Origin of the sequence: Nocardia barduliensis, assembly GCF_013315795.1 — a bacterium.
GTDB lineage: Bacteria > Actinomycetota > Actinomycetes > Mycobacteriales > Mycobacteriaceae > Nocardia > Nocardia barduliensis.
On the sequence record NZ_JABLTE010000001.1, the window covers coordinates 118472 to 144083 of the forward strand.

The window sequence follows — 25612 nt, forward strand, 5'->3', positions numbered from 1 at the left end:
GGTGGATGGCCGCACGGCATCGAGCCGGTCCCGATGACCGGTGCGCGGCCCTCGGCGAGCGGCGCACCGGACGACGCGATGCGTATCGGCGACTTCGCACGTGGCGTCATGTCAGCGCCCCTCGGCGAGCGAACAGTGCGGCGCCCGCCAGGCCCGCGCGGGCGCCGAAACGTCCGAGCACCACTCGGGGCGCGGGGACCAGGCGCAGGCGGGCGGTCAGGGCTCGGTGCAATGGGTCGGTGAGCGCCGCGCCCGCTCCGGCGAGTCCGCCGCCGAGCACGACCAGTTCCGGGCAGGCCGCGTGCACGATGCCGACCAGCCCGTCGGCGAGGGCGTCGACCGCGTCGGCGACCACGGCCGCCGCGTCGAGGTCGCCGGGGAGGAGTGCGAAGACCTCGGCAGCGCCGCCGATCTCGCGCCCGGTACGGCGGGTGTAGGCCCGTGCGATGGCCGCGCCCGAGGCGACCGTCTCGACGCAGCCGGTATTGCCGCAGGGACAGGGCAATCCGCCCGCGCGCCGCACCGGGATGTGCCCGTACTCGCCGACCTGCCCGTAACCGCTGCGCACCAACCGCCCGCCGACCGACAGGGTCCCCGAGATGCCGGTACCGAGGATGACGACGCACACATTGTCGTAGCCCTGCCCCGCGCCGTACCGCCATTCCGCCCAACCGGCCACGGCGACATCGTGTTCGATCAGCGTCGGCACACTCCAGCGGTGGGTGAAGCGGTCGCCGACGGGCACGTCCCGCCAGCCGACATTGCTGCTGAACACCGCGATCGAACGGGCGGTGTCGACGATGCCGGGCAGCACCACGGCCGCGCGGCGCACCCGACGGCGGTCGGATTCCGGCAGGTCGGCGAGCAATCGCTCACCCAGCTCGCCGATCGCGTCGAACGCCGCCGGACCGTGGGGCGTGGCGACCGCGCCCACCGCCAGCGCCGTGCCCGCCGCATCGGTGACCTCGCCTTTGATGGTGGTCCCGCCGACATCCAAGCCGAGGACGAGCGCGTTATCCGGCAGTGCGGCGGTGGACGTCGCTGTGCCGAGCGCGGCCGAGGGGTGCCCGGTCGAACCATGGCCTGCGGCCGGGCAATCTTCGCGGCGCGCGCAGTCCGTCCCCCGGGTGTGCGGACCGGAGCCCGGCATCCGCGGCTGTTCGATTCCCATCCTCGGCACAGTAGTTCGTGGCAACTCCCGCGCCGGTGCACGCGCGGCCTGCGGTGATGTCGCGCCAGGGGGCGGCGGTTGCGCCGCGCCCATGGCTGCTGACTCGGCTCGGTGGCAGGCCGGGTTCCGCCGCGGTGTATCCGAAACGTCCGCGACCGAAGGGGCCGGGCCCCGGCCGGTAGTCACCGCATGCCCTCGCTCACGACTTCAGGACCACGGAGCGATTCAGGCCGCGTGGGTGGTCGGGGTCGAGTCCCAGATCGGCGGAACGCAGGAGGCAGAGCCGGTGGACCCGGAGCAGATCCGCCATCGGGTCGATGTCGCGGTGTTCCAGATGCGCTCCGGTGGCGGCGACGTCGGCGGCGAAGTCCGGCTCCAGTGGTCCGAACGCCCAGACCGCGCGGCCGGGCGCGGAGATGGCGATCGGCCCGTGGCGGTACTCGGTCGCCGGATACGCCTCGGTCCAGGACTGGCAGGATTCGCGCAGCTTGAGCGCGGCCTCGTCGGCGATGGCCGCCGCGAATCCCATGCCGACGAAGCTGATCTGCTCGGCGGCGCGCACCGCGGCCAGTGACTCGGCGGGGTCCTCGGCGAGTGCCGCGCGCGCCTGGGCGATCACCGGGGCGAGGTCCTCGCCCAGGTGACTGCGCAGGATGGCCAGGGTGGTCGTCGCGAAGCGGGTCTGCACCACCGATCGCTCGTCGACCTGGTCGATGAGGATCGGATCGCCCAGTTCCAGGACGGGTGTGCCGGGGCTGGAACAGATCACCGCGCGCGGCGTCCGCGCCGGGATGTCCCGCATGGCACGCACCACTTCGGTGGTCGTGCCGGAGCGGCAGATCACCAGGTAACGGTCGTATCCGCGATCGCGGACCGCGCTGGCCGGCCAGGCGTCGGTGATCCCGAGACCGGCGTCCTCGCGCAGTGCCGCGATCGCGCGGGACATGAAATACGACGTGCCGCAGCCGATCACGGCTACCCGCTCGCCCGGCCTCGGCAGTGCGGCGAGGTGGTCGGCGGCGACGGTCGCCGCACGCGTCCAGTCGTCGGGTTGGGTGGCCACCTCGGTGGCCAGGTGCGGTTCCGGCGTGTGGTCGGCAGGCGTTGGCACCGGAACAGCTAAACCCCCAGTGATCGTTCATGTCAAATTTACGATCAAATCGGTCACGAATGATCACTCTCCGGGCTACATTCAGGTGCACGGACGGTGCGTCCTCCCATCATCGGCGCCTGCGCTGGCGCGGGGTGGGTAAATCTGAAAGGTTCTGCTCGTGAAAAGACCCATCCACCGCGTACTCGCCGGAGTCGCGATGGTCACCGGCGTCGCGCTGGCCCTCTCGTCCTGTGGGTTCGGTTCGAAAAACGCCGCGGACTCCGATACCACGATCAATTTCCTCGCCCCGGTCTACAGCGACGGCGCAACGGGCACCAAGGCGCTGTGGGAAGGCATCGTCGCCGAGTTCCAGAAGCAGAATCCGGGGATCGCCGTCAACGTGCAGATGGAGTCGTGGAACTCGATCAACGACGTGGTGCGCACCAAACTGCAGTCGCCGTCGACCACCCCGGACATCCTCAACATCGACGCCTACGCCGGCTTCGCGAGCGACGGTCTGCTCTACCCCGCGACCGAGATCGTCTCCGCGCCGGTGCTGGCCGACATCCAGCCCGTCTTCGCGCAGAACGCGGCGCTGAACGGCACCCAGTACGCGCTGCCGCTGTTCGCCTCCACCCGCACCCTGTTCTACAACACCGAGCTGTTCGAGCGGGCGGGCATCGCCCGGCCGCCGAAGAACTGGGCCGAGCTGACCGACGCGGCGAAGAAGATTCAAGCGCTCGGCGGCGGCGTCTCCGGCTACGGCCTGCCGCTGGGCAGTGAGGAGGCGCAGGGCGAAACTTCCATCTGGACCTTCGGCGCGGGCGGCTCCTGGGCCGACGGTGACCGGATCACCGTGGACACCCCGCAGAACTTGGAGGGGGTGCGCGCCATGCGCGAGCTCATCGACGCGGGTGCGACGCAGCCGAATCCGGGCGCGACCGACCGCAAGGACGTGATCAACGCCTTCATCCAGGGCAAGATCGGCATGATCGAGGGGCTGCCGCCCACCATCGCGCAGATCACCGCCAAGAACCCGGGCCTGCGCTACGCGACCGCGCCCTCGCCGACCAAGACCGGCTCGCCGGTCACCCTCGGCGTGGCCGATCACCTGATGGCGTTCAAGAAGGACGGCGCCAAGGCCGAGTCGATCAAGAAGTTCCTCGACTACTTCTACTCGGCCGCGGTGTACGCGAACTTCGTCGAGCACGAAGGCTTCATCCCGATCACGCACAGCGCCGCTACGGCGCTCGCCGAGGACCCGGTCACCAAGGCGTTCGCCGCCACGCTGCCGGTGGCGCGGTTCTACCCGAGCAACAACCCGAAGTGGGCCGCGGCGCAGGGCGCCATCCGCCAGCAGATGGGCACCATCGGGCAGGGCGCGGACCCGGCGCAGGTATTGCGCCGCATCCAGGAAGCCGCGAACTAGGGTGCGGCGCAGGGGAGTACTGGCGGCGTTGCCGTGGATCGGGCCGTCGCTGGTCCTGATCGCGGCCATCGTCGCCTTTCCGGCCTGCTACATGGTGTGGACCAGCACCAGGGACCTCAGCGCCTACGGCCAGGACCGGGGCAACGCCGGACTGGCCAACTATCGCACCCTGTTCGGCATCTCCGAACTCGGCTCGGTGCTGGTCCACACCGTGATCTGGGTGGTCGGCGTCGTGCTGCTCACCCTGGTGCTGTCCGCGGCGCTGGCGCAGTTCCTGAACAAGGACTTCCCCGGACGCACCGCGGTGCGGATGGCGATCCTGGTGCCCTGGGCGGCGTCGGTGGTGATGACGACGACGATCTTCTACTACCTGCTCGATCCGGACGTGGGCATCGCCAACCGGTTGCTGGTCGACATCGGCCTGCTCGACCGCGGCTACGGCTTCACCAAACAGCCGACGCAGGCGTTCCTCGTGGCGATGGGCGTCGCGGTGTTCGTCTCGGTGCCGTTCACCACCTACACGATCCTGGCGGGGCTGCAATCCATTCCGGCCGAGATCGAGGAGGCGGGGCGCGTCGACGGCGCGAGCGCGTGGCAGCGCTACCGCTATCTCACCTTGCCGCAGCTGCGTCCGGCGATCGCGGTGGCGACCATCATCAACATCATCAACGTGTTCAACTCGCTGCCGATCCTGCAGGTGATCACCGGCAGCATCGCCGGATTCGCCGCGGACACCACGACCACGCTCACGTTCAAGCTGATCCGGCAGAACCAGCAGGTCGACACCGCCGCCGCGATGAGCGTGCTGAACTTCGCGCTGATCGTGGTCATCATCGCGATCTACGTGCGGCTGGTCCGCCCGACCAGGGAGGTCGACCGATGACGGCGCGGGCCGAGATTCTCGAGAAGGTCGGCCCGGCCGTCGCGCCGTCGTCCACCCGAGCCGGACGGCGGCGCTGGGAGCTCACCGCGGTCGGCGTTGTGCTCGCCGCGGTGTTCCTGCTGCCGTTCGTCGTGATGGTGCTCGGTTCGCTGAAGAGCAGAGCCGAGATCCTGCGCATCCCGCCGACGTATCTGCCGCAGACCTGGCACCCGGACAACTACGCCACGATGTGGGACACCCCGGAGACGCCGCTGCCGTTCAACCTGGCCAGCACCGTCATCATCGCGGTCTGCGCCACCGCGCTGGTGCTGGCCGTGGCGATCCCGGCGGGGTATTACACGGCGCGGCACCGCTTTCCGGGGCGCGGGGCGTTTCTCGGCGTGGTGCTGGTGACCCAGATGTTGCAGCCCACCGTGCTGGTCACCGGGTTGATCCGCGAGTTCTTCGTGCTCGGCATCAACGACACCTGGTTGGCGATGATCCTGGTGAACGCCGCGTTCAACTTGTCGTTCGCGGTGTGGATCCTGCACAGTTTCTTCGCCGCGATCCCGGTGGAGATCGAGGAGGCCGCGATGCTGGACGGACTCGGCCGCTGGCAGACGCTGATCCGGGTGAGCCTGCCGCTGGTCTGGCCCGGCATCGTCACCGCGACGATCTTCGTGGTGGTGGCGTGCTGGAACGAATTCGCCGCGAGCCTGGTCGTGCTGACCACACCGGAGAATCAGCCGCTGTCGGTGGCGCTGACCAAGTTCGTCGGCCAGTACGACACGGCGTGGCAGTACGTGTTCGCGATCTCCACCGTCGGCATCATTCCGGTGGTGCTGCTGTTCGCCGTCATCGAGAAGCGTCTGGTGGCGGGGCTGACCGCGGGCGGCGTGAAATAGCAGACTCACGATCGAATCCGTTGTCGCTCAGGACACGAGCGCGGTTCGGCGCGCTGCCGGAGGGTTGCCGCGCGGTAGCATCGAACGGTGACACGGCGGGATCACGGACCCAAGGACAGTCGCAGCTACGGCGGGCTGTCCAAGGAACAGCGGGTGGCCCAACGGCAGACCCGGTTGATCGATGCCGCCCTCGAACTATTCGGCACCCAGGGGTACGCGGCCACCTCCATCGAGCGCCTCTGCACCCTGGCGAATGTCTCCACGCGCAGCTTCTACGAGGACATGGGCAGCCGCGAGGCGCTGCTCATCGCCTTGGCGAATCGGATCAGCTCCCGGGCTCTGGAGTGCGCGTTCACGGCGCTGGCGGCCACCGAGAACGAGCCGCTGCCCGCGCGCGTGGTGGCGAGTTTCCGTGCTTATCTGGGAGTCACCTGCGCCGATGCCCGCTGCGCGCGAGTGTGTTACGTCGAGGTGGTCGGCGTGAGCGCCGCGGTGGAGGAGTGGCGCAGGCAGCAGCGCCGCCTGCTGTCGGCGTTGCTGATCAGCGAGGCCGAGCGCGCCGTCGGCCGCGGCGAGACCGGCCCGCGGCGTTTCGATCTGTTCGCGCTGGCCGTGATCGGCGCGGTCACCTCGCTCGCCCAGGAATTGGTGCAGAGCACGGCGCCGGACTCGCCGGTGGGGCTGGACGAGATCTGCGAGGAAATAGCGTATTTCGTGAATTCCGGTCTGTCCCAACCCGGCGCCGGCCCGCGCTCGGAAGAACAGGCCGGGCGCGCCTGCGACACACCGACGCTGCGGCCCAGACCGGCAGCCGAGGCCGAGCTGTCCTGAGCCGGCCCGGCACGGCGTCGGAGCTGGGAATCTCTACGGTCGGCGGGCGCGTGTGTTCATATTGTTCACGTGCTCGCCGAAACAGCAGGTTCCCCGCACGACGTCCGCCGGGTGCGGCGAACGGGCGGTGTGAGGTGACCGGACCGACGGATCGTCCGCAACGGTGGAACCGGTTGCTGGAACTGCTGGCCGAATCCGGGCGGCTCTCGGTGGAGGAGGCCGCCGAGCGGCTCGGCGTGTCCGCCGCGACGGTGCGCCGCGATTTCACCGCGCTCGCCGAACAGCAGTTGGCGACCAGGACGCACGGCGGTGTGGTGGCGACCTCGGTGGCCTACGACCTGCCCGCGCGCTACCGGCAGTCCGCGGGCGAGGCCAAGCAGCGCATCGCCGAACACGCCGCCGCGCTGGTGGACCCGCGCGCGGTGGTCGGCATGAACGGCGGCACCACCACCACGGCGGTGGCCAGGGCGCTGGCCCGGCGCACCGACCTCGGAGCGACCGGTGACGAGCAGTTGACCATCGTCACCAACGCCTTGAACATCGCGGGCGAGATGGTGTTGCGGCCGCACATGCGCACCATTGTCCTGGGCGGGGTGGCACGGCGGGAGTCCTACGAGTTGCACGGGCCGCTGGCCGAGCGGGCCCTGGCGCAATTGCGGCTCGACGACCTCGTGCTCGGCGTGAACGCGATCTCCGCCGAGGGCGGCGCGCAGTGCAGGCACATCGACGAGGCCGGGGTGACCACCGAGATGGTGCGGCGTTCCGGGCGGGTGCTGGTGGTGGCCACGGGTGACAAGCTCGAGCGCACGGCCCTGGCCCGCATCTGCGGCATCGAACAGGTGCACGTGCTGGTCACCGACACCGGCGCCGATCCGGCCGCGGTGGAGAAGATCCGCGCCGCGGGGGTACGGGTCGACGTGGTGTAGGCACGGCGCGCGTCCGGCGCGGCTACTCCGCGGCGGCCGGTTCCAGCGGCCGCGGAATCTGCGCGTCCCGCCGCATGCCGCGGGTCCAGACCAGGAATCCCCAAGCCACGAAACCCGCGTAGACGAGATACAAGACGGCCGAGGGGTAGTAGCCCGCCTGCACCAGCAGCGGGACGCCGACCGAATCGACCGCGATCCAGATCAACCAGAACTCCGCCAGCCCCCGGGCCATGCCGTAGGTGGCCAGCACCGATCCGGTGAAGATCCACGCCTCGGCCCACGGACCGTAGGAGCCGAGCCAGGCGAACAGCTGGGCGAACACCACCGTGCCCGCGAGCATCGCCGCCACCATGAGGACGCGTTCGCGCGGACCGGCCCAGCGTGGATCGACGCCGCGATGCTCGAGCCCGGCCTCGCGCGCGGCGTGGCGGTGCCAGCTCCACCACCCGTACACGCTGACCGCGACGAACATCAACTGGCGTCCGGCCTGCCCGGCCATGTTCAGTTGCTGTGGAGTGTGGAACACGCCGCCGAGGAACACGGTGAACAGCAGGGCGTTCCCGGCGATGCCGACCGGCCAGGCCCAGACCCGCCGTCGCATGCCGCCGATCGCGGAGGCCAGGCCGAAGCCGTTGCCGATCACCTCGCGCCAGAGGATCTCCGAGCCCGCGATGTGCAGCTTGGCGTCGAGCAGCGCGATGACCGGGTTCACCTGTCGTGTAACCCTCGGCGGGGGCGTATCTCATCCGAGCGGATCGCCGTGATTCGAAATCCGCCCGGCGGCCGCGGTGCGGACCGTAACGATTGCGCAATCCGGCGACACGATTCGCAACGCCCGTGCAATGAGGTGCTCCTAGGGTGGCCCTCATGAGCACGGAGAGCGATACCGCCGGGGGGACCGGAATCCATCTCAGCGGATTGACCAAGACCTTCCGGGTCGGACGGAAAACCGTGCGGGCGTTGGACAGCGTCGATCTGCACACCGATCAGGGAGCGTTCCTGTCGCTGATCGGCCCGTCCGGTTGCGGCAAATCGACTGTGCTGCGCATCCTCGCGGGCTTGGAGACACCGACCGCCGGTAAGGCGCTGATCGATGGCGCGACGCCCGCCGAACTGCGCGGCCGACACGCCCTCGGCATCGCGTTCCAGGATTCGGCGCTGCTGCCGTGGCGCTCGGTGGAGTCGAATATCAAGCTGCCGCTCCAGGTCGCGGGCATGGCCTCGGAGCCGGGCCGGATCGCCGACCTGATCCGGCTGGTCGGGCTGGAAGGTTTCGAGAAGGCCAAACCCGCCCAGCTGTCCGGCGGGATGCGCCAGCGCGTCTCGATCGCGCGGGCGCTGGTGGTGCAGCCGACCGTGCTGCTGCTGGACGAACCGTTCGGCGCGCTCGACGACATGACCAGGCAGCGGCTCAATCTGGAGTTGCTGCGGATCTGGACCGAGCGGCCCGCGACCACGCTGATGGTGACCCACGGCATCGCGGAGGCGGTATTCCTGTCCGATGTGGTTGCGGTGCTGAGCCCGCGGCCGGGGCGGGTGCTCGAGCTGGTCGAGATCGACCTGCCGCGCCCGCGGCTGCCGGAGATGATGCGCACGCCGGAGTTCCACAAGCTGCACGACTACCTGTCGGAGCTGCTGTTCGGGACCACGGGGAAAGGGGGCGTCGCATGAGATACGGCGTACAGCGCTTCGGCGGGGTGCTCGGCGTGCTCGGACTGGTCATGGTGTGGTGGGCTCTTGCGGCTTTCGAGGTCGCGGGCGGCACCGTGCCGAGTCCCTGGCAGGTCGCGCACACCATGTACACCGACGGATGGGACCTGTACGGCCCCAACTTCCGGATCACCGCGCTCGGGGCGCTGAAAGGGTTCGTCTGGGGCAACGGCCTCGCCATCGCGCTGGCCGTCCTGATCATGCTGGTCCCGCCGATCGAGTCGCTGGCCACGCAGCTGGCGATCCTGAGCTATTGCACACCGCTGCTCGCGCTGGGGCCGATCATTCTGGTGGTCTTCGGCGGACGCACGCCGACGGTGTTCTTGGCGGCTATGTACTGCTTCTTCACCACTATGGTCGGCACCGTGGCCGGTTTGCGCTCCGCCGACCGGGCCAGCCTGGATTTGGTGCGCGCCTACGGTGGCGGACGCTGGCAGCAGTTGTACCGGGTGCGGGCGATCTCGGCGCTGCCGAGCACTTTCGCGGCCTTGAAGATCGCCGCGCCCTCGGCCGTGCTGGGCGCGATCATCGGCGAGTACCTCGGCGGCGTGGACAGCGGTATCGGAGTCGCGCTGACCGCCGCGCAGACCTCCTATAACGTGCCGCGCACCTGGGGCATGGCGCTGGCTGCCGCGGCGCTGGCCGGGCTCGGATACGCCTTGGTGGCGCTGGCCGCGCGCTTGGCTGCCCCATGGACTGCCCGGGAGGGGCGATGAAAAGCTCTCACGCGAAGCGTGTTCCGCCGAGTCAGGCCGAGGAGGACGCCCGGTGAACCTCCTGCGACGGATCGGGATCTTCCTGTTCCCACTGGTCACCTCGCTGCTGCTGATGCTGGCGATCTGGTACGTCTTCCTGTGGGCGTTCCCACAGGTCGGTCCGCGGGTCGGCAAGACGCCGGGCGATATCTGGACCTACTTGGTGACCGCGCCCAATGCCGCCACCGCACGCCAGGCGATCCTGGCCGACCTGCAGATCACGCTGCGCGACGCGGCCATCGGGTTCGGCGCGGGGATGCTGGCCGCGCTGGTGGTCGCGGCCCTGTTCGTGTCGTTCGCCGCGGTCGAGCAGACTTTCCTTCCGGTGGCGATGCTGCTGCGCTCGGTGCCGCTGGTCGCGCTCACGCCGATCATCGTGCTGGTGTTCGGCCGCGGCCTGGCCGGGGTCGCGGTGCTCGCCGCGATCGTGGTGTTCTTCCCCGCCCTGGTGATGATCATGGCGGGACTGCGCGCCGCGCCACGGCAGGCGCTGGAGCTGGTGGCCGCCTACGGCGGCTCGCGGTGGACCGGGTTGCGCATGGTGGCCGTGCCCGCGGCGCTGCCCTCGGTGTTCGCCGCCGCGCGGATCTCGGTGCCCGGCGCGCTGATCGGCGCGTTGCTCGGCGAGTGGCTGGGCAGTGGAACGGGTCTGGGAGCCAGCTTGATCCGGGCCATTCCCACGTTTCAATACAGCAAGCTGTGGGCCTCGATCGTGCTCGTCACGCTGGTGTCCGTGGCGCTCTACGCGATCGTCGGCGTCATCGAGAATGTGGTGCTCGCCCGGTTCGGACCGGAAGCCGGACGGCTGTGATCGAACCATCGCCCCGGCGAAATCGGCGGGAATCCGCGCTCGGAACGTCAAAGTAAAGAAAATGAAACGCACTACACCTAGATTCGGCCCATGACACCCGTGCAACGCTCCACGTTCGGGCACCTGAACCGACGCTCGTTTCTCCGTTACTCCGCGCTCGCCGGCGCCGCGGGCGCACTGGCCGCCTGTGGCGGAAACTCCGGCGATTCGCCGGGCGGCACCAGGGCGGACGGTTCGAAATACGGCAGCGTCGCGGTGCAGCTGTCCTGGCTGAAGAACATCGAATTCGCGGGTGAGTACTTCGCCGACGCGAGAGGTTATTTCCGCGAGGCCGGTTTCGGCTCGGTGGACCTGATCGCGGGCGGCGCGGCCAGCACGTCGGTGGAGGCCGGATTGGACACCGGGAAGGTGTGGCTGGGGCTGTCCGCGCCGCAGACCACCGCACCCGCGATCCTGGAGGGGCTTCCGGCCAAGATCGTCGCAACCACCTATCAGAAGAATCCGTTCGCGATCGTCTCCTCGGCGGCGAGACCGATCAGGACGCCCGAGGACATGAAGGGCCGCAAGATCGGTGTGCAGGACACCAACCAGCTGATCTTCAACGCGCTGCTCACGGCCAACGGGATGAAACCGGGCGAGGTCACCGTCGTGCCCGCGCAGTTCGACCCGACCCCGCTGGCCAACGGCGAGGTCGACGGGTGGGTGAGCTACGTGACCAACGAGCCGATCACGCTGGCGGCCAAAGGATTCGCGAACGCCCACTTCCTGTTCGCCGACTTCGGCCTGCCGCTGGTCGCCGAGACGCTCACCGTCGCGCAGTCCACCATCGACAAAGAGCGCGACAAGCTGAAGGCATTCCTGGCCGCCGAGATCAGGGGCTGGAAGGACGCGGTGGCGGACCCGGCCGAATCGGCCCGGCTCGCGGTGGAGGTGTACGGCAAGGACCAGAAGCTCGATCTCGCCGAGCAGACGAAAGAGGCGATCGCCCAGAACGATTTGGTGGTCTCGGCGGACACGGCCGCCAACGGATTGCTCTCCATGACCGACGCGCTGATCGAGCAGAACATCGCCGCGCTGCGCACCGCGAAGATCGATATCAAGGCCGCGCAGCTGTTCGATCTGTCCGTGCTACGCGAGGTGTATGCCGAGAATCCCGGCTTGAAGTGACTAGATGCCCATGCCCACTGCGGTTTTCGGCGTGATGGGAAATTCGCCGCTGTACGGGTCGGCCGCTCGCGCCGGTTGCGCGGCGCGGACGGCGAGCAGTTCGGCCGCGATCGCGACCGCCATCTCGGGCGCGGTGCGCGCGCCGATGTCCAGGCCCGCCGGCGAATGCAGGCGCGCGAGCGTCTCCGCGCTGAAACCGCCTGCCTGGAGATCCTCCATGCGCCGGATGTGCATCTGGCGCGAGCCCATGGCGCCGAGATAGCCGAGCTCGGGTAGTCGCAGCGCCACGGTGAGCAGCGGGATCTCGAAGGTGGGATCGGGCGACAGCACGACGATCGCCGTGCTGCGGTCGATCTCACCGGCCGCCGACAGCGTGTTGAGGTAGCGGTGCGGCCAGTCGACCACGACCTCCGCGCCGGGAAACGATTCCGGCGTAGCGAAATTGGGGCGCGAGTCGCAGATCGTCACCCGGTAGCCGAGCAACCCGGCCTGCACGGTGAGTGCGGCGGCGAAGGAATTGGCGCCGAAGATGATCAGGCGCGGCGGTGGGGCGAACGAGGAGACGAAGACGTCCGAATCCGGTAGCGCGACCAATTCGGTGGCGTGTTTCTTGTCGGTGATCAGGTGCTGGCCGATCAGGTCGGCATCGGAATTCCACACCACCGTGAACACGGTGACTCTGCGGTGCGCCGCGATCTCCGCGGCGACATCCGGAAACTCCGGGAAATGTCTTCGAGAGAACGGTTCGGTGAAGACGTCCACCATCCCCTCGCCGTTCGCGCTCGATTCCCAGCCGGTGGCCACGCCGAAGCGGTGCATCGCGCGACGGCCGGTGCGCGCTGCCTGGAGCACCGCCTCGTACGCGATCTCCTCCAGCCCGCCAGCGGCCACCGACCCGTGCACGCCCCCGTCCGGGTCGACCAGCATTGCCGAGCCCACCGGCAAGGGGGCGGCGCCCACGGTGCGCACGATGGTGCCGAGTCCGCCGGTCCGGCCCGAGTGCCACACCCGCAACAGGTCGTCGACGATGTCCCGCATCAGCTAGCTCCGATCACCGTGCGGTCGTGGCCGGGAAGTCACGATCGACGCCCGTCGCCAAATCGTCGCACGTGACGCACACCATATCGTTTCTGCCGGTCAAATAGGTGCGGGCGCCGGAATCTCCTGCGGCCGACCCACAAACCGCATTCCAGTGCTTGTGGGCTATAACAACGGGGTGCCCAGGTGTGTTGTGGAACACAGCGCGGGCCAGCCCGCTCGGGGCCGCGAGCGCGGCGGCGAGCACCCGGGCGACCACGTCGGCGCCGACATCGGGAATGTCCACCGGCATGATGGCGGCATAGCGCGCGGGAGTGCTCGCCGCGGCGATCAGCCCCGCCCGCAGTGACGCGCTCATCCCGGTGGCCCAGTCGGCGGCCCACACGTGGCGCACGTCCGGCGGCAGGTCGACTATCCGCGGCTCCGGGCCGGTCGCACCGAGTACCACGATGACCGGATCGCAGCCCCCGTCGCGCAGCGCGGCGACCGTCGCGCGCAGCCAAGCGCCGCCCTCGGCGAGCACTTTGGGTCGTCCGTAGCGGGTCCCGGCGCCTGCGGCGAGCACGATGCCCGCGCACGGTGCGACGACCCGGCGATCAGGGTCAGCCATAGCTAAGAAGGTAATACCGGGCGGTCGGCGCTGCACGATGGAAATACGTGCTCAGACGTGGGAGCGTCGTGTCCGCGTGCGCGACACGCCGGAGGTCGTCCGTCCCGTTCCGGTGGCGGCAGGCCGAGTCGTATTCGATGCTGGTCCGATGACGGATCAGCGACCCGGAATCGCGGCGTTCGACGCGTTGTCCGACGAGGCGGCCTACCGGGCGGTGCTCGGCTGCTGCTCGTCGCCGGGCTTCGCGCGGTCGCTGGTCGACGGCCGTCCGTACCGGAGTGTGGCGGCGCTGCTCGACGCGGCGGACGCGGTGTCCGCGCGACTGCCGGAGGCCGAGCTCGACGCGGCGCTGGCGGGACATCCGAGGATCGGGGAGCGGCCGGATTCCGCCGCTTCGGCCCGCGAGCAGGCCGGGGTGGCGGGAGCGGCGGACGCGGTTCGCGCGGCGCTCGCCGCGGGCAACCGCGCTTATGAGGAACGGTTCGGGCATATCTACCTGGTGTGCGCGAGCGGAAAGTCGGCCGAGGACTTGCTCGCGCTGCTCGACGCCCGGCTGCGCAATGATCCCGAGACCGAAAGGCGAGTCGTGCGAACAGAACTGGCGAAGATCAACCGCATCCGGCTGCGCGCGCTGCTGGAGGAGCGGGTATGAGCACGCTGAGCACGCACGTGCTGGACGCGGTGTGCGGCGCGCCCGCCGCAGGCGTCACGGTGACGTTGTACCGGCAGGAGCGGCGACTCGACGCGGGCGAGACGGATGCCGACGGACGAATCAGGGCGCTGGGCGAAGCGCTCGAACCGGGAACCTATCGCCTGGTCTTCGACACCGGCGCTTACTTCGCGGGCAGGGAGGTCGAGACCTTCTATCCCGAGGTGGTCATCGCGTTCGTCGTCACCGAGGAGCGGCACTACCACGTCCCGTTGCTGTTGTCGCCCTTCGCTTTTTCCACCTATCGAGGGAGCTGAGCCGAGCATGGAACTGACCGGGCCGATCGTGCTGACCGACCACCGCTACGGCAAGGCGGAGAACCGGATCGTCCGGATCTACCGGGATGGCGCACGGCACGAGATACGCGACGTGAACGTGTCCACGGTGCTGCGCGGCGATTTCGCCGGCGCGTACGTCACGGGTGACCAGGCGAAGGTCCTGCCCACCGACTCGCAGAAGCACACCGCCTACGCCTTCGCGAAGCAGGCGGGGCTGCGGACCATCGAGGACTACGCGCTGGCGCTGGCCGATCACTTCGTCGCCGAGATCGAACCGGTGCGCACCGCGCGCGTGGAGGTCGACGAGTACGCCTGGGAACGGGTCTCGGTCGGCGGCGTCGAACACGACCACACCTGGGTGCGCCGGGGGACCGAAGTGCGCACCGCCGCTGTCACCGTTGCCGGAAGCGGCGCCGATCGGCGGGCCTGGGTGCTCGGCGGGGTGAAGGACCTCACCATCCTGAAGTCGACCGGCTCGCAGTTCGCCGACTTCTTGTCCGACGACTTCACCGTGCTCGCGCCGACCAACGATCGAATGCTGGCCACCTCGCTGGTCGCCGAGTGGCGCTTCGCCGGTAGCGACGGCGTCGACTGGGACGCGGTCTACACCGGAGTGCGGGCCCGGCTGGTGGAGACCTTCGCGACGCTGCACTCGAAGGCGCTGCAGCAGACGCTGTTCGAGATGGGCAAGGCCGTGCTGGCGGCGCACCCGGTGCTGGCCGAGATCCGCCTCGCCGCGCCGAACAAGCATCACTTCGACTACGACCTGGCCCGCTTCGGCATCGAGAACCGCGGCGAGGTCTACCACGCCGACGACCGGCCCTACGGGCTGATCCACGCCACCGTGGCGCGTGCCGACGCGCCGGAAGCGGGCCCCGCGTGGACCAGGTGACCGTCATCGCGGACTGTGCCGTCGCGACCGTCGACGCGCACGGGACCGAGTACGACCGCGGTCACGTCGTCGTGCGGGGCAACCGGATCGAGGCGGTGGGGGCGGGCGACGCGCCGGAACTCGGTTCGGACGCACGGCGCGTCGACGGGCGCGGCTGCCTGCTGACGCCCGGCCTGGTGAACACCCACCAGCACCTCTACCAATGGCTCACCCGGGGCCTGGCCACCGACCACACGCTGTTCGAATGGCTCACCACGCTCTACCCGGTCTGGGCGGGCATCGATGAGGACGCGGTGCGCGTCGCGGCCACGGGTGCGCTCGCCGCGCTCGCGCGCACCGGCTGTACCACCACCACCGATCACCACTACGTGTTCCCGCGCGACGGCGGTGACCCGCTCGCGGCCGAGATCACCGCGGCGGCGCAGGTCGGCTTGCGCTTCCACCCCTGTCGCGGATCGATGGATCTAGGAGTGAGCGCGGGCGGACTGCCGCCCGACCATTTGGTGGAGCGCTTGGACGACATCCTCACCGCGAGCGCGGAGGCCGTCGCGCGCTGGCACGACCCGTCGTTCGACGCCATGCTGCGGATCGCGCTGGCGCCGTGCTCGCCGTTCTCGGTCACGCCGGAGCTGCTGCGCGAGTCGGCGGCGCTGGCCCGCGCGACCGGCGTCCGGCTGCACACCCACCTCGCCGAGACCGTCGACGAGCAGGACTACTGCGCGGCGACATTCGGCTGCACGCCCGCGCAATACTTGGAGCGGCTCGGCTGGTTCGGCCCCGACGTCTGGTACGCGCACGCCGTCCACCTGGACGACGGCGCGATCGAGGCGCTGGCGCGCACCGGTACCGGCGTGGCGCACTGCCCCACCTCGAACGCGCGGCTGGGCGCGGGCGTGGCCCGCACCGCCGAGCTGGTGCGCGCGGGCGTCCCGGTGGGCCTCGGCGTCGACGGAGCGGCGAGCAACGAGGCCGGTTCGATGATCGAGGAGCCGCGCCACGCGCTGCTGTGGGCGCGCAACCGGGGCGGACCACGGGCGATGACCGTGCGCACCGCGCTGGAGCTGGCCACCATGGGCGGCGCGCGAGTGCTGGGCCGGGCCGCGGAGATCGGTTCGATCGAAGTGGGCAAGCTGGCGGATCTGGCGCTGTGGCGGCTGGACACGGCCGCGCACGCCGGGATCGAGGATCCGGTGACCGCCCTGGTGCTCGGCTCGGCCCCACCGCTGGCCGCGCTGCTGGTCAACGGGCGCGAAGTGGTGCGCGACGGCGAGGTCCGGACGGTCGACACGGAGGTGGTCGCCCGGGAGGTGGCACGAGCGCAGGCGGCGTTGCTCGCGAAGGCGGGGTGAGCTGGTGGGGCTGCCCTCCGACCGCACTGCCGAGTGCGCGCACGGCGTGGCCGAGGATCGCACTCGCTGATGTGAGCGAGGTGTCGTGCCTGATCAGGCGGGACGCGCAATACTGGGGCAGTGTCGGCTCGGACGGTCCGTCGAAACGGGCGGGAGCTTTGGTGATGCGGACGGCACGCCCCCGAACCGCTCGGGCGGGGATGGGTCCGGAGGCCGCGGGCGGTTGTCGTCCGGCGAGGTAACGGCCGCGCAATCCGACATGCGTCGCGCGCAATACGGCGGCAACCGACTGGCTCTACCGTGACGGAGAGGCAGGAGCGAGGTGAGACGTGGACCTGGACACGATTCGCGAGGTGGTGGTCGCGCGCGAGCGCGCGGATCTGGCGGTGCTGGACGCTTCGGCCGCGGTGCTCGCCGGAGGGACCTTCTTGTTCTCCGAGCCGCAGGATCAGCTGGTGCGTCTGGTCGACATCACCGGCCTGGGGTGGCCCGCGTTCGAGATCGTGGACGACGGACTGGAGATAGCCGCGACCTGCACCCTGGCCGAGTTCGCGGGGGCCGGGCCGGGACGTGAGCTTGGGATACCGATGTTGCGCGAGCTGTGGCCGGGAACGGCGCTGTTCGCGCGGTCCTGCCGGGCGCTGCTGGCCTCGCACAAGATCTGGCGCACCGCCACCGTGGGCGGCAACGTCTGCCTGGCACTGCCCGCGGGCGCGGTGCTCGGCGCGCTGGTGGCGCTCGACGGGACGGCGGTGGTGTGGGCTCCGGGCGGGGACGATCGGAGTATCCCGTTGCGCGAGTTCGTCCTCGGTCCGGGGCACACGGCGCTGCGGCCGGGTGAGGTGTTGCGATCGATTCGCCTGCCGCGCTCGAGCCTGCTGGCGCACACCAGTTTCCGGAAGATCGCGCTCGCGCCGCTGGGCCGCTCCGGCGCCGTGGTGATGGGGCGGCGGGAACGGGACGGCCGCAGCGCGGTCACCATCACGGCCGCCACCACCAAGCCCGTCGTGCTGGACTTCGCCGCGCCGCCGAGCGACGGCGCGCTGCGCGATGCCCTGGCCACGATCGACCCCGCGCTCTGGTTCGACGACCCGCACGGGTCGCCGCAGTGGCGCGAGCACGTCACGGGGGTCCTCGCCGGCGAGGTCGCCGGGGAACTGCGGGGATCGTGATGCGCTTCGAGGTGGACGGCAGATCCGTCGAGATCGAGACCCGGCCGGGTCAATGCCTGCGAACCGCGCTGCGGGACAGCGGCGCCCTGGCGGTGAAGAAGGGCTGCGACACCGGCGATTGCGGGGCCTGCTCGGTGCTGGTGGACGGCATGACGGTGCACTCGTGCGTATTCCCGGCCTACCGCGCCGCCGGACGATCCGTCACCACCGCGGCCGGGCTGGGAACGCCCGAGCACCCGCATCCGGTGCAGAGCCGATTCGTCGACAAGGCCGCCTTCCAATGCGGGTTCTGCACCGCGGGCATGGTGGTCACGGCCGCCGGGCTGGGGTGCGCCGCCGGTGAACAGACCGGCATGTCCGGCGACGAACTCGCCGAACTCATGAAGGGGAATCTGTGCCGCTGCACGGGCTACCGGGCCATCCGCGCCGCGCTCGGCGAGCCGCTCACCCCGGACGACCCTGCCGCCGTCGCCCCCGATCGAACCGAGACGACCGCGGCGGGCGCGGGTGTCGGCGCTCCGGCCGGGCCGCGCATCGTCCGCGGCAGCGAGCCGTTCACCATGGACCTGCCGCCGGTCGCGGAGGGCGGGCGGCGAACGGATGACGCCACCGCGCCGCCGACCGCCCCGCTGCATATCGCGGTGCTGACCAGTTCGCACCCCCATGCGCGAATCCGCTCGATCGGCACCGCCGCCGCCGAGGCGCTGCCCGGCGTGCACGCGGTACTCACCCACGCCGACGATCCCGGCATCCCGTTCTCCACCGCGCGGCACGAACTGCGCACCGACGACCCGGACGACACCTACGTGCTCGATCGAACCGTCCGATTCGTGGGGCAGCGGGTGGCCGCGGTGGTGGCCGACAGCGTCGCGATCGCGCGCGAGGCGTGCCGTCTGCTGGTCGTCGACTACGAGACCTTGCCCGCGGTGTTCGATCCGCAGGACGCGCTGCGCGCGGATGCGCCGAAACTGCACGGCGACAAACCGGCCTCGGCCCGGATCACCGATCCCGGTCGCAACTTGGTCGCCGAACTGCACGGCGAGGTGGGCGACGTGGCGGCCGGTCTGGCCGCCGCCGCACAGGTGGTGCGCGGCGAGTGGTTCTCGCCGCGCGGCCAGCACGTGCACCTGGAGACGCACGGGGGCGTCGGCTGGCTGGACGACGCCGGGCGACTGGTCATCCGGTGCAGCACCCAGGTGCCGTTCCTGGTGCGCGACGAACTGTGCCGCCTGTTCGGATTGTCCCCGGCGCAGGTTCGGGTGTTCGCGGCCCGGGTCGGCGGCGGATTCGGCGCGAAGCAGGAGATGCTCGCCGAGGACCTGATCGCGCTGGCCGTGCTGCGGACCGGCCGACCGGTGCAGTACGAGTTCACCCGCTCCGACGAGTTCACCTCCGCGACGTGCCGGCATCCGATGCGGGTCGCGGTGACGGCCGGGGCCGACGCCCACGGTGTGCTCACCGCTTTGGCCGTCGACGTGCTCGCCGACACCGGCGCCTACGGCAATCACAGCGGCGGGGTGATGTACCACGGCGTCGGTGAGTCGATCGAGCTGTACCGCTGTGCCAACAAGAGAGTCGACGCGCAGGCGGTCTACACCAACAACGTTCCCTCCGGCGCGTTCCGCGGTTACGGCCTCGGCCAGGTGATCTTCGCCGTCGAGTCGGCATTGGACGAGCTCGCGCACGAGATCGGCATGGACCCGTTCGAATTGCGCCGCCGCAACGTCGTGGCGCCCGGTGACCGGTTCGTCGGCGCGGCGGTGAACGAAGGCGATCTGACCTTCGGCAGCTACGGCTTGGACCAGTGTCTCGATCTCGCCGAGCGGGCTCTGCTGCGCGGCAACGACGTGCCCGCGCCCGGCCCGGAGTGGCGGGTCGGCACCGGCATGGCCGCCGCGATGATCGCGACCATCCCGCCGCGCGGGCACCGGTCGTCGGCGTCGGCGTCGTTGCTTCCCGACGGCCGCTACGAGATCCGGGTCGGCACGGTGGAATTCGGCAACGGCACGACGACGGTGCACGCGCAACTCGCGGCCACCGCGCTGGACACCGAGGTCGCTCGCGTGGTGGTCGAGCACGCGGACACCGATCTGGTGGACTACGACACCGGCGCCTTCGGGTCCACCGGCATCGTGGTCGCGGGCAAGGCCGTGTACGCGGCGGCGTGCGCGTTGCGCGGGCAGCTGCTGGCCAGGGCGGCCGAACTGGCCGGCGTCGCGGAGCGGGACTGCGTACCGGCTCCCGACGGCGTGTACTGCGGTGACCGGCTGCTCACCGCGGCCGAACTGCTGACCGGCGGCGCTCTCATCGCGCACGCCGAGCACGGGGGCAGCCCCAGGTCGGTGAGCTTCAACGTGCACGCCTTCCGCGTCGCCGTGCATCCCGGCACCGGAGTGGTGCGTATCCTCCAGTCGATCCAGGCCGCCGACGCGGGCACGGTGCTCAATCCGGTGCAGTGCCGCGGGCAGGTGGAAGGCGGTGCGGCCCAAGCCATCGGCACCGCGCTGTACGAGGACATGCGCAGTGCGCACGGGGTGGTCGGTGCGCGTACGCTGCGGCACTATCACGTGCCGCAGTTCGCCGATGTGCCGCGCACGGAGGTGTACTTCGCCGAGACAGCCGACGCGCTCGGTCCGTTGGGCGCGAAGTCTATGAGCGAATCGCCGTACAACCCGGTCGCACCCGCATTGGCCAACGCGATCCGCGACGCGGTGGGCGTGCGGCTGGAAAGGTTGCCGATGACCGCGGACCGGGTCTGGGCCGCGCTGCGGGAAAAGGGGAAACGATGAAGGTGCCGGAGAACGTTCGCGCGCGGATCGAGGCGATGCTCGACGCGGTCGACGCCGACCTGCGCCGCAGGTATCCCGGATCGAACGGGCGGTGGCAACCCATCCACACCGTCTACGTCCCGGCCGACCGGGTCACCGAGGAGACGCCGAGGGAATGGGGCGCGACCGCGGTAGACCTGCTCGATAGCCACCACGACCTGCTGGCCACGCTCGACGGGACCGGCTCGCTGCTCGACGTGCGCAAGCGGCTGGAAGCCGACCCGGTCCAGGACCTGCGCATCGACTTCGAGGACGGCTACGGCCTGCGCGCCGACGCCGAGGAGGACCGCGCGGCCGCGGCGGCGGGCGCCGTGCTCGCGGCCTGGGCCCGGCGCTCCGACGGCCCGGCGGGCAGTGGCATCCGGATGAAGGGTCTGGCAGGCGGCGAGCGCCGGCGTGCGCTGCGCACGCTCGACCTCGTGTTGGAGAGCGCGGGCGCGGTGCCCGAGGGATTCGTCTTCACGGTGCCGAAGATCCGTGCCGTGCAGCAGGTCACCGCTCTGGTGCAGCTGTGCGTCGGGCTGGAACGCGCGTACGGCATCGCGGAGGGCAGCCTGCGCTTCGAACTGCAGATCGAGAGTCCGCAGGCGATCATCGCGGCGGACGGCACCGCACCGGTGGCCGCCATGCTCACTGTCGCCGAAGGGCGTTGCAGCGCCTTGCATTTCGGCACCTACGACTACACCGCCGCCTGTGGCGTCGCCGCGCCGGACCAAGCGCTCGACCACCCGGCCGCCGATCATGCCAAGGCGGTCATGCAGGTGGCGGCCGCGCAGACCGGAGTGTGGGTGTGCGACGGCTCCACCCAGATCGTGCCGGGCGCCGACCCGGAGGTCTCGTTGCGCAACCACCACAGGCTGGTCACCCGGGCGTTGCGGCGTGGGTACTACCAGGGCTGGGACATGCATCCGGGTCATCTGGTCACGCGCTGGCTGGCCACCTACGACTTCTTCCGCCGGGCGATAGATGTGGCGGTGCCGCGCCTGCTGGACTATCTGGCCCGGCGCGGCGGCGACGTCGTCGACGAGCCCGCCACCGCGGAAGCGCTGGCCGTCACCGTGCTGCGCGGCATCGAGTGCGGTGCGCGGCCGGACGCGGGGGCCGCCGAATTGTCCGACGCGGTACTGCGCGCCCTGGCGGCACGCGCGCCATTGCCCGCGGAGTCGTCGTGACCGGCCATCCGGACGGGACGTTTCCGAGACCTACAGGAGACACGATGCGCGACGCCGACGACGAAGCGTTCACGCTGCTGCCGGATCTGGCGGCCCGGCCGCTCGGCGGCTCGGTGATCTGGGCGAACGACGAATTCTTCGCGGAGAAGGAGAATTTGATCAACCCCGGTCCCGCCCGGTATCAACCGTCCACCTTCGGGCACAAGGGACAGATCTACGACGGCTGGGAGACACGCAGGCACCGCGGGCAGCCAGGCGACGACTCCGCGATCGTGCGGCTGGGTGTGCCGGGCGTGATCCGCGGGATCGTCGTGGACACGGCGTGGTTCAAGGGCAACTACCCACCGGCCGTCTCGGTGTCCGCGCTGGAGATCGAAGATTATCCGCCCGCGGAAACCGTTGCCGCGCGCAATGATTGGGTGATGCTGGTCGATCGTTCTCCGGTGACCGGCGACAGCCGCAACCTGTTCGCCGTCGAGAACGAGAAGCGCTGGACGCACGTGAAGCTCACCATGCACCCCGACGGCGGCGTGGCCAGGCTGCGAGTGCACGGCGAGGGGCGGCCCGATCCGCGGCTGCTCGGCCTGGGTCCGCTGGATCTGGCCGCCCTGGAGAACGGCGCGCTGGTGCTGGACTGCTCCAACCGCTTCTACAGCTCGCCCAACCAGTTGCTCTATCCCGGCCCGGCCCGTTCCATGGGCGAAGGCTGGGAGACCGCTCGCCGCCGGGACGAGGGCAACGACTGGGTGCGCATCCGCCTGGCCGGACCGGGACTGATCCGGCTCGCCGAACTCGACACCTCCTACTTCCTGGGCAACAGCCCGGGTGCGGCCCGGCTCACCGGCCGCACCAACGACGGCACCGAACTGGAGCTAATGCCGCGCACCGCGTTGCAACCCGATACCAGGCATCGGTTCCCGATCGCGCCGATGGCCGCGTCGGTGGAAGAGGTCCGCTTGGACATCTACCCGGACGGCGGGTTGGCGCGGCTGCGCCTCTACGGCGAGCTCGGCGCATGAGTGCGCGAACCTGGAGGCAGCGCGCCATGCCCGGACCGGGCGCTGTCGTGAGCGGCCGGGTCCGAGGGGCGGCAGTCGAGCGTCGGCGTGATGCAGGCATGCCGGCGGCTGTCGGGTGTTGGCGAGGCGCAGTCGTGAGCGGCCGGGTCCGAGGGGCGGCAGTCGAGTGTCGGGGCGAGGCAGTGGTGCGGCAGGGTCGCGGGCGGCTGTCGAGTGTTGGCGAGGCGCTGTCGTGAACAGCCGGGTCCGGGGGGCGGCGGTCGAGCGTCGGCGTGATGCAGTGGTGCGGCAGGGTCGCGGGCGGCTGTCGAGTGTTGGCGAGGCCCAGTCGTGAACAGCCGGGTCCGACGGGCGGCAGTCGAGTGTCGGGGCGAGGCAGTGGTGCGGCAGGGTCGCGGGCGGCTGTCGGGTGTTGGCGAGGCGCTGTCGTGAACAGGCGGGCGCGAGGGCGGCAGCGAAGCGGTACAGCGGAGGGTGCGCGAGATTTCGTCGGTTACGGCCCGAATCCGCCGGACCCGCGCTGGCCGGGTGAGGCGCGGATCGCGGTCCAGTTCGTGCTCAATTACGAAGAGGGCGGCGAGAACAGCGTCCTCGACGGTGACGAACACTCCGAAACGTTCCTGTCGGAGATGACGCCCGCGGAAGCGTTCCCGAACCGGCACATGAGCATGGAGTCGCTCTACGAGTACGGTTCCCGCGCGGGCCTGTGGCGGGTGCTGCGGGTCTTCGAAAGGCGCGAGCTGCCGCTGACAATCTTCGCCGTGGCCCGCGCCTTGCAACGGAATCCGGAGGCGGTAGCGGCCTTCCGGGAATCGGGCCACGAAATCGCCTGCCACGGTCTGCGCTGGCAGTCCTACCAGCTCACCGACCGCGACACCGAGCGCGCGCACATGGCCGAGGCGGTGCGCATCCTGACCGAGCTGACCGGCGCCGCGCCGCTGGGCTGGTACACCGGCCGCGATTCGCCGCACACCAGGGAACTGGTGGTCGAGCAAGGCGGATTCGCCTACGACGCGGATTCCTACGCCGACGACCTGCCCTACTGGGTGCGCGTGCACGACCGCGACCACTTGGTGGTGCCCTACACCCTGGACACCAACGACATGCGATTCGCCTCGCCCGCCGGTTTCCCCACCGGCGAGCAGTTCTTCGCGCACGTCCGCGACGCCTTCGACGTGCTCTACCGCGAGGGCGCCGAAGGCAGCCCCAAGATGCTGTCCATCGGCCTGCACTGCCGCCTCATCGGCCGCCCCGCCCGCACCGCCGCCCTGGAACGCCTCCTCGACCACATCCAGTCCTACGGCCAGGTCTGGATCACCCGCCGCATCGACATCGCCGACCACTGGCGCGCGGCGCATCCACCGCCCGCCTGAACCCGAGCGACTGAACCGGCAAGCCCTCGGCCCCGCCGGTGAACAACGTGCTCTGCGCGATCCGCAGCTACCTCGGCATGGGTGGATGCGTCTTCATCCCCTGACCGAAACGATGAGGCACAGGTAGTGCAGGATGCGAAGGCAGTCCGTCGATCAGCCTGCACTGCCGGCTTCTCACACAGCATGCCGCGCTGACGACGTACTCGAACATCAAATGAAGGTTCGGCCTTCGATCAGTTGCGGTCTTTCCCGTGTCGTGTCAAGAATTCGGACAGCGCGGTGGTGATAGCGGCGTCTATGTCGGTGCGGTTGTCGGGCTCGTCCTCCCATTGGGTGCACCACGCGTGCATCGGCTCGCAGATGTCGAACGGATCATCGGGTTCATAGATGCGGAGCGTTCGAATCGCGACGGCCGCGAGATAGGGACGTTCTACCTGTTCGAGCACAGCCGCCGCCTGGTGCTCGCAGACGAAGGCAAGGCCCGCGTGCGGTTGCCCGGCAGTCAATCCGAACTGATCCATCACCTGTGCGACGACATGGCGTGTCGCCGCTTCCAACGCCTCGAGATCGGTCTCCGTTCCACTCGCGTAGTCGACGACGAACTCGCGTGCACAGCGTATGCATAAATCCTCGTAGGCGGAGTGGGTCCGCAATTGACCCGCATCATCGAGCAGAGGCACCACGTCCCGTGCCGCAGCCGCTACCGCCGACGCCGGTACCTCCCACACCGTGTGATACCCACAAGCTGTATAGAAGTCGGTCAGCGCCCGCCGCATCGCCCACCGAGGCTCGGCGATCCGCCGAGCCCCCTCGGTCGTGCGTGCCTCTCGAACCCGCTCGACAACACCCGCCGGTCGTTCAACGCCCATTCGCACATCCCACCCAGTCGTCGTCCGGATTCGTATAGATGGTCACGATATCCCTGTTGGCTGGGTTGTAGATCACGTATCCCCGGCGCGAGGTTCCGTTGTACTGATAGATCAGCGCCTTGTACTTCGGATCAGTGGCGGAGTGCGGCGGACCATACGAGACGATCCGATCGGTACAGCGAATGAACGCCTCGATGTTGACGAAAGGATCGTGCACGTTCTTCTGCTCGAGATACATGTGCCGCAGAGAGCCGCACCGCCACTGGAGCGTCTCACCCGTTCTCGCGTTGACCCAACCGGCAAGCACTTGCTCGGCAGGTATCGCATAGGAAATGCAGTCATGCATCGCCCTCTCCAACTTCGGAACGTCGAATTGAGTCCCGGGCGGTGGGCTCGCCTCGGCCCGCCCAGCGGACGCCGACAGAACTCCGGGCGCAGCCGTGAAAAGCGCGGCCAGTGCGCAGAGGCCGGCGAGTATCCGACCGGCTGAATTATTCGACATGACGTTCCCCCGATTCGGTTGCGACGGAACTCCTCCCGAGATCCGCGTGGTATGCCGTTCATCTAATTGGACGTCACGAGTGACTGATCGGTTCCGTCGATGTCTGAATCGGGTCAGGTCTTCGCGGATCAGTCGGGACCG

The 25612-nt window shown here is 69.8% G+C and carries 25 protein-coding genes; 18 read left to right on the plus strand and 7 right to left on the minus strand.

What is annotated here, in order from left to right; translation table 11 throughout:
- Nucleotides 1-106: 106 nt before the first annotated feature.
- Entirely contained in the window at nt 107-1171 is a 1065-nt protein-coding gene (locus tag HOV91_RS00615) for an ROK family protein (protein ID WP_246349628.1), read from the minus strand.
- 199 nt (nt 1172-1370) lie between these two features.
- Complete coding sequence (locus tag HOV91_RS00620; RefSeq protein WP_174183406.1) at nt 1371-2282, minus strand: SIS domain-containing protein; 912 nt, start codon at nt 2280-2282, stop codon at nt 1371-1373.
- Nucleotides 2283-2442: 160 nt separating this feature from the next.
- On the opposite strand from HOV91_RS00620, the gene HOV91_RS00625 reads away from it, so the two are divergent.
- The 5 genes from HOV91_RS00625 to HOV91_RS00645 all read left to right on the plus strand — a co-directional run bounded on the left by HOV91_RS00625 (nt 2443) and on the right by HOV91_RS00645 (nt 7217).
- Nucleotides 2443-3693, plus strand: a complete 1251-nt coding sequence (locus tag HOV91_RS00625; protein ID WP_312884411.1) for an extracellular solute-binding protein — start codon at nt 2443-2445, stop codon at nt 3691-3693.
- Between the two features lies 1 nt (nt 3694).
- Complete coding sequence (locus HOV91_RS00630) at nt 3695-4576, plus strand: carbohydrate ABC transporter permease (protein ID WP_174183407.1); 882 nt, start codon at nt 3695-3697, stop codon at nt 4574-4576.
- Nucleotides 4573-5460, plus strand: coding sequence for a carbohydrate ABC transporter permease (locus HOV91_RS00635; RefSeq protein ID WP_174183408.1), 888 nt, complete (start codon nt 4573-4575; stop codon nt 5458-5460). Before HOV91_RS00630 ends, HOV91_RS00635 begins: the two co-directional genes overlap by 4 nt.
- A gap of 87 nt (nt 5461-5547) precedes the next feature.
- Nucleotides 5548-6291: a TetR/AcrR family transcriptional regulator gene (locus HOV91_RS00640; RefSeq protein ID WP_174183409.1), complete on the plus strand. Its 744-nt coding sequence runs from the start codon at nt 5548-5550 to the stop codon at nt 6289-6291.
- 134 nt (nt 6292-6425) lie between these two features.
- On the plus strand, nt 6426-7217 hold the full coding sequence (locus HOV91_RS00645) for a DeoR/GlpR family DNA-binding transcription regulator (protein ID WP_174183410.1): 792 nt from the start codon (nt 6426-6428) through the stop codon (nt 7215-7217).
- A gap of 22 nt (nt 7218-7239) precedes the next feature.
- On the opposite strand, the gene pnuC is transcribed toward HOV91_RS00645, so the two are convergent.
- Nucleotides 7240-7929: a nicotinamide riboside transporter PnuC gene (gene pnuC, locus HOV91_RS00650; protein ID WP_174183411.1), complete on the minus strand. Its 690-nt coding sequence runs from the start codon at nt 7927-7929 to the stop codon at nt 7240-7242.
- Nucleotides 7930-8084: 155 nt separating this feature from the next.
- Between pnuC and HOV91_RS00655 the strand changes: the two genes are divergently transcribed.
- The 4 genes from HOV91_RS00655 (at nt 8085) to HOV91_RS00670 (ending at nt 11660) form a co-directional block, all read left to right on the plus strand.
- On the plus strand, nt 8085-8888 hold the full coding sequence (locus HOV91_RS00655) for an ABC transporter ATP-binding protein (RefSeq protein ID WP_174183412.1): 804 nt from the start codon (nt 8085-8087) through the stop codon (nt 8886-8888).
- The gene (locus HOV91_RS00660; RefSeq protein ID WP_174183413.1) at nt 8885-9643 is read left to right on the plus strand and encodes an ABC transporter permease; all 759 of its coding nucleotides are present in this window, start codon (nt 8885-8887) and stop codon (nt 9641-9643) included. The genes HOV91_RS00655 and HOV91_RS00660 overlap by 4 nt, the downstream gene beginning before the upstream one ends.
- Nucleotides 9644-9755: 112 nt before the next feature.
- A complete protein-coding gene (locus HOV91_RS00665) occupies nt 9756-10493 on the plus strand; it encodes an ABC transporter permease (RefSeq protein WP_174183533.1) in 738 nt (245 codons plus the stop codon).
- Nucleotides 10494-10583: 90 nt separating this feature from the next.
- Nucleotides 10584-11660, plus strand: coding sequence for an ABC transporter substrate-binding protein (locus tag HOV91_RS00670; RefSeq protein ID WP_174183414.1), 1077 nt, complete (start codon nt 10584-10586; stop codon nt 11658-11660).
- Here the strand turns inward: HOV91_RS00670 and HOV91_RS00675 are convergent, their stop codons facing one another.
- Together HOV91_RS00675 and HOV91_RS00680 are read right to left on the minus strand one after the other, a co-directional pair.
- Nucleotides 11661-12698, minus strand: coding sequence for an XdhC family protein (locus HOV91_RS00675; RefSeq protein ID WP_174183415.1), 1038 nt, complete (start codon nt 12696-12698; stop codon nt 11661-11663).
- Between the two features lie 13 nt (nt 12699-12711).
- Complete coding sequence (locus tag HOV91_RS00680) at nt 12712-13308, minus strand: nucleotidyltransferase family protein (protein ID WP_174183416.1); 597 nt, start codon at nt 13306-13308, stop codon at nt 12712-12714.
- A gap of 148 nt (nt 13309-13456) precedes the next feature.
- Here HOV91_RS00680 and uraD point away from each other — a divergent pair, with 148 nt between their 5' ends.
- The 9 genes from uraD (at nt 13457) to puuE (ending at nt 24100) form a co-directional block, all read left to right on the plus strand.
- Nucleotides 13457-13960 (plus strand): 2-oxo-4-hydroxy-4-carboxy-5-ureidoimidazoline decarboxylase, encoded by a 504-nt coding sequence (gene uraD, locus HOV91_RS00685; RefSeq protein WP_174183417.1) that lies wholly within the window; start codon nt 13457-13459, stop codon nt 13958-13960.
- Nucleotides 13957-14274 carry a hydroxyisourate hydrolase gene (gene uraH, locus HOV91_RS00690; protein WP_174183418.1) on the plus strand — a complete coding sequence of 106 codons (318 nt, stop codon included), beginning with the start codon at nt 13957-13959 and terminating at the stop codon, nt 14272-14274. Before uraD ends, uraH begins: the two co-directional genes overlap by 4 nt.
- Before the next feature lie 7 nt (nt 14275-14281).
- Nucleotides 14282-15187, plus strand: a complete 906-nt coding sequence (gene pucL, locus HOV91_RS00695; RefSeq protein WP_174183419.1) for a factor-independent urate hydroxylase — start codon at nt 14282-14284, stop codon at nt 15185-15187.
- Nucleotides 15175-16536, plus strand: coding sequence for an 8-oxoguanine deaminase (locus HOV91_RS00700; protein WP_174183420.1), 1362 nt, complete (start codon nt 15175-15177; stop codon nt 16534-16536). Before pucL ends, HOV91_RS00700 begins: the two co-directional genes overlap by 13 nt.
- 329 nt (nt 16537-16865) lie before the next feature.
- A complete protein-coding gene (locus tag HOV91_RS00705) occupies nt 16866-17708 on the plus strand; it encodes an FAD binding domain-containing protein (protein ID WP_174183421.1) in 843 nt (280 codons plus the stop codon).
- Entirely contained in the window at nt 17708-20497 is a 2790-nt protein-coding gene (locus HOV91_RS00710) for a molybdopterin-dependent oxidoreductase (RefSeq protein WP_174183422.1), read from the plus strand. Before HOV91_RS00705 ends, HOV91_RS00710 begins: the two co-directional genes overlap by 1 nt.
- Complete coding sequence (locus tag HOV91_RS00715; RefSeq protein WP_246349630.1) at nt 20494-21708, plus strand: DUF6986 family protein; 1215 nt, start codon at nt 20494-20496, stop codon at nt 21706-21708. The genes HOV91_RS00710 and HOV91_RS00715 overlap by 4 nt, the downstream gene beginning before the upstream one ends.
- Before the next feature lie 44 nt (nt 21709-21752).
- Nucleotides 21753-22727: an allantoicase gene (alc, locus tag HOV91_RS00720; protein WP_174183423.1), complete on the plus strand. Its 975-nt coding sequence runs from the start codon at nt 21753-21755 to the stop codon at nt 22725-22727.
- Nucleotides 22728-23155: 428 nt separating this feature from the next.
- Nucleotides 23156-24100 carry an allantoinase PuuE gene (puuE, locus tag HOV91_RS00725; RefSeq protein WP_174183424.1) on the plus strand — a complete coding sequence of 315 codons (945 nt, stop codon included), beginning with the start codon at nt 23156-23158 and terminating at the stop codon, nt 24098-24100.
- Between the two features lie 233 nt (nt 24101-24333).
- On the opposite strand, the gene HOV91_RS00730 is transcribed toward puuE, so the two are convergent.
- Nucleotides 24334-24876 carry a hypothetical protein gene (locus tag HOV91_RS00730; RefSeq protein ID WP_174183425.1) on the minus strand — a complete coding sequence of 181 codons (543 nt, stop codon included), beginning with the start codon at nt 24874-24876 and terminating at the stop codon, nt 24334-24336.
- An 82-nt stretch (nt 24877-24958) separates the two neighbouring features.
- Nucleotides 24959-25471: a hypothetical protein gene (locus tag HOV91_RS00735; protein ID WP_174183426.1), complete on the minus strand. Its 513-nt coding sequence runs from the start codon at nt 25469-25471 to the stop codon at nt 24959-24961.
- Between the last annotated feature and the right edge of the window lie 141 nt (nt 25472-25612).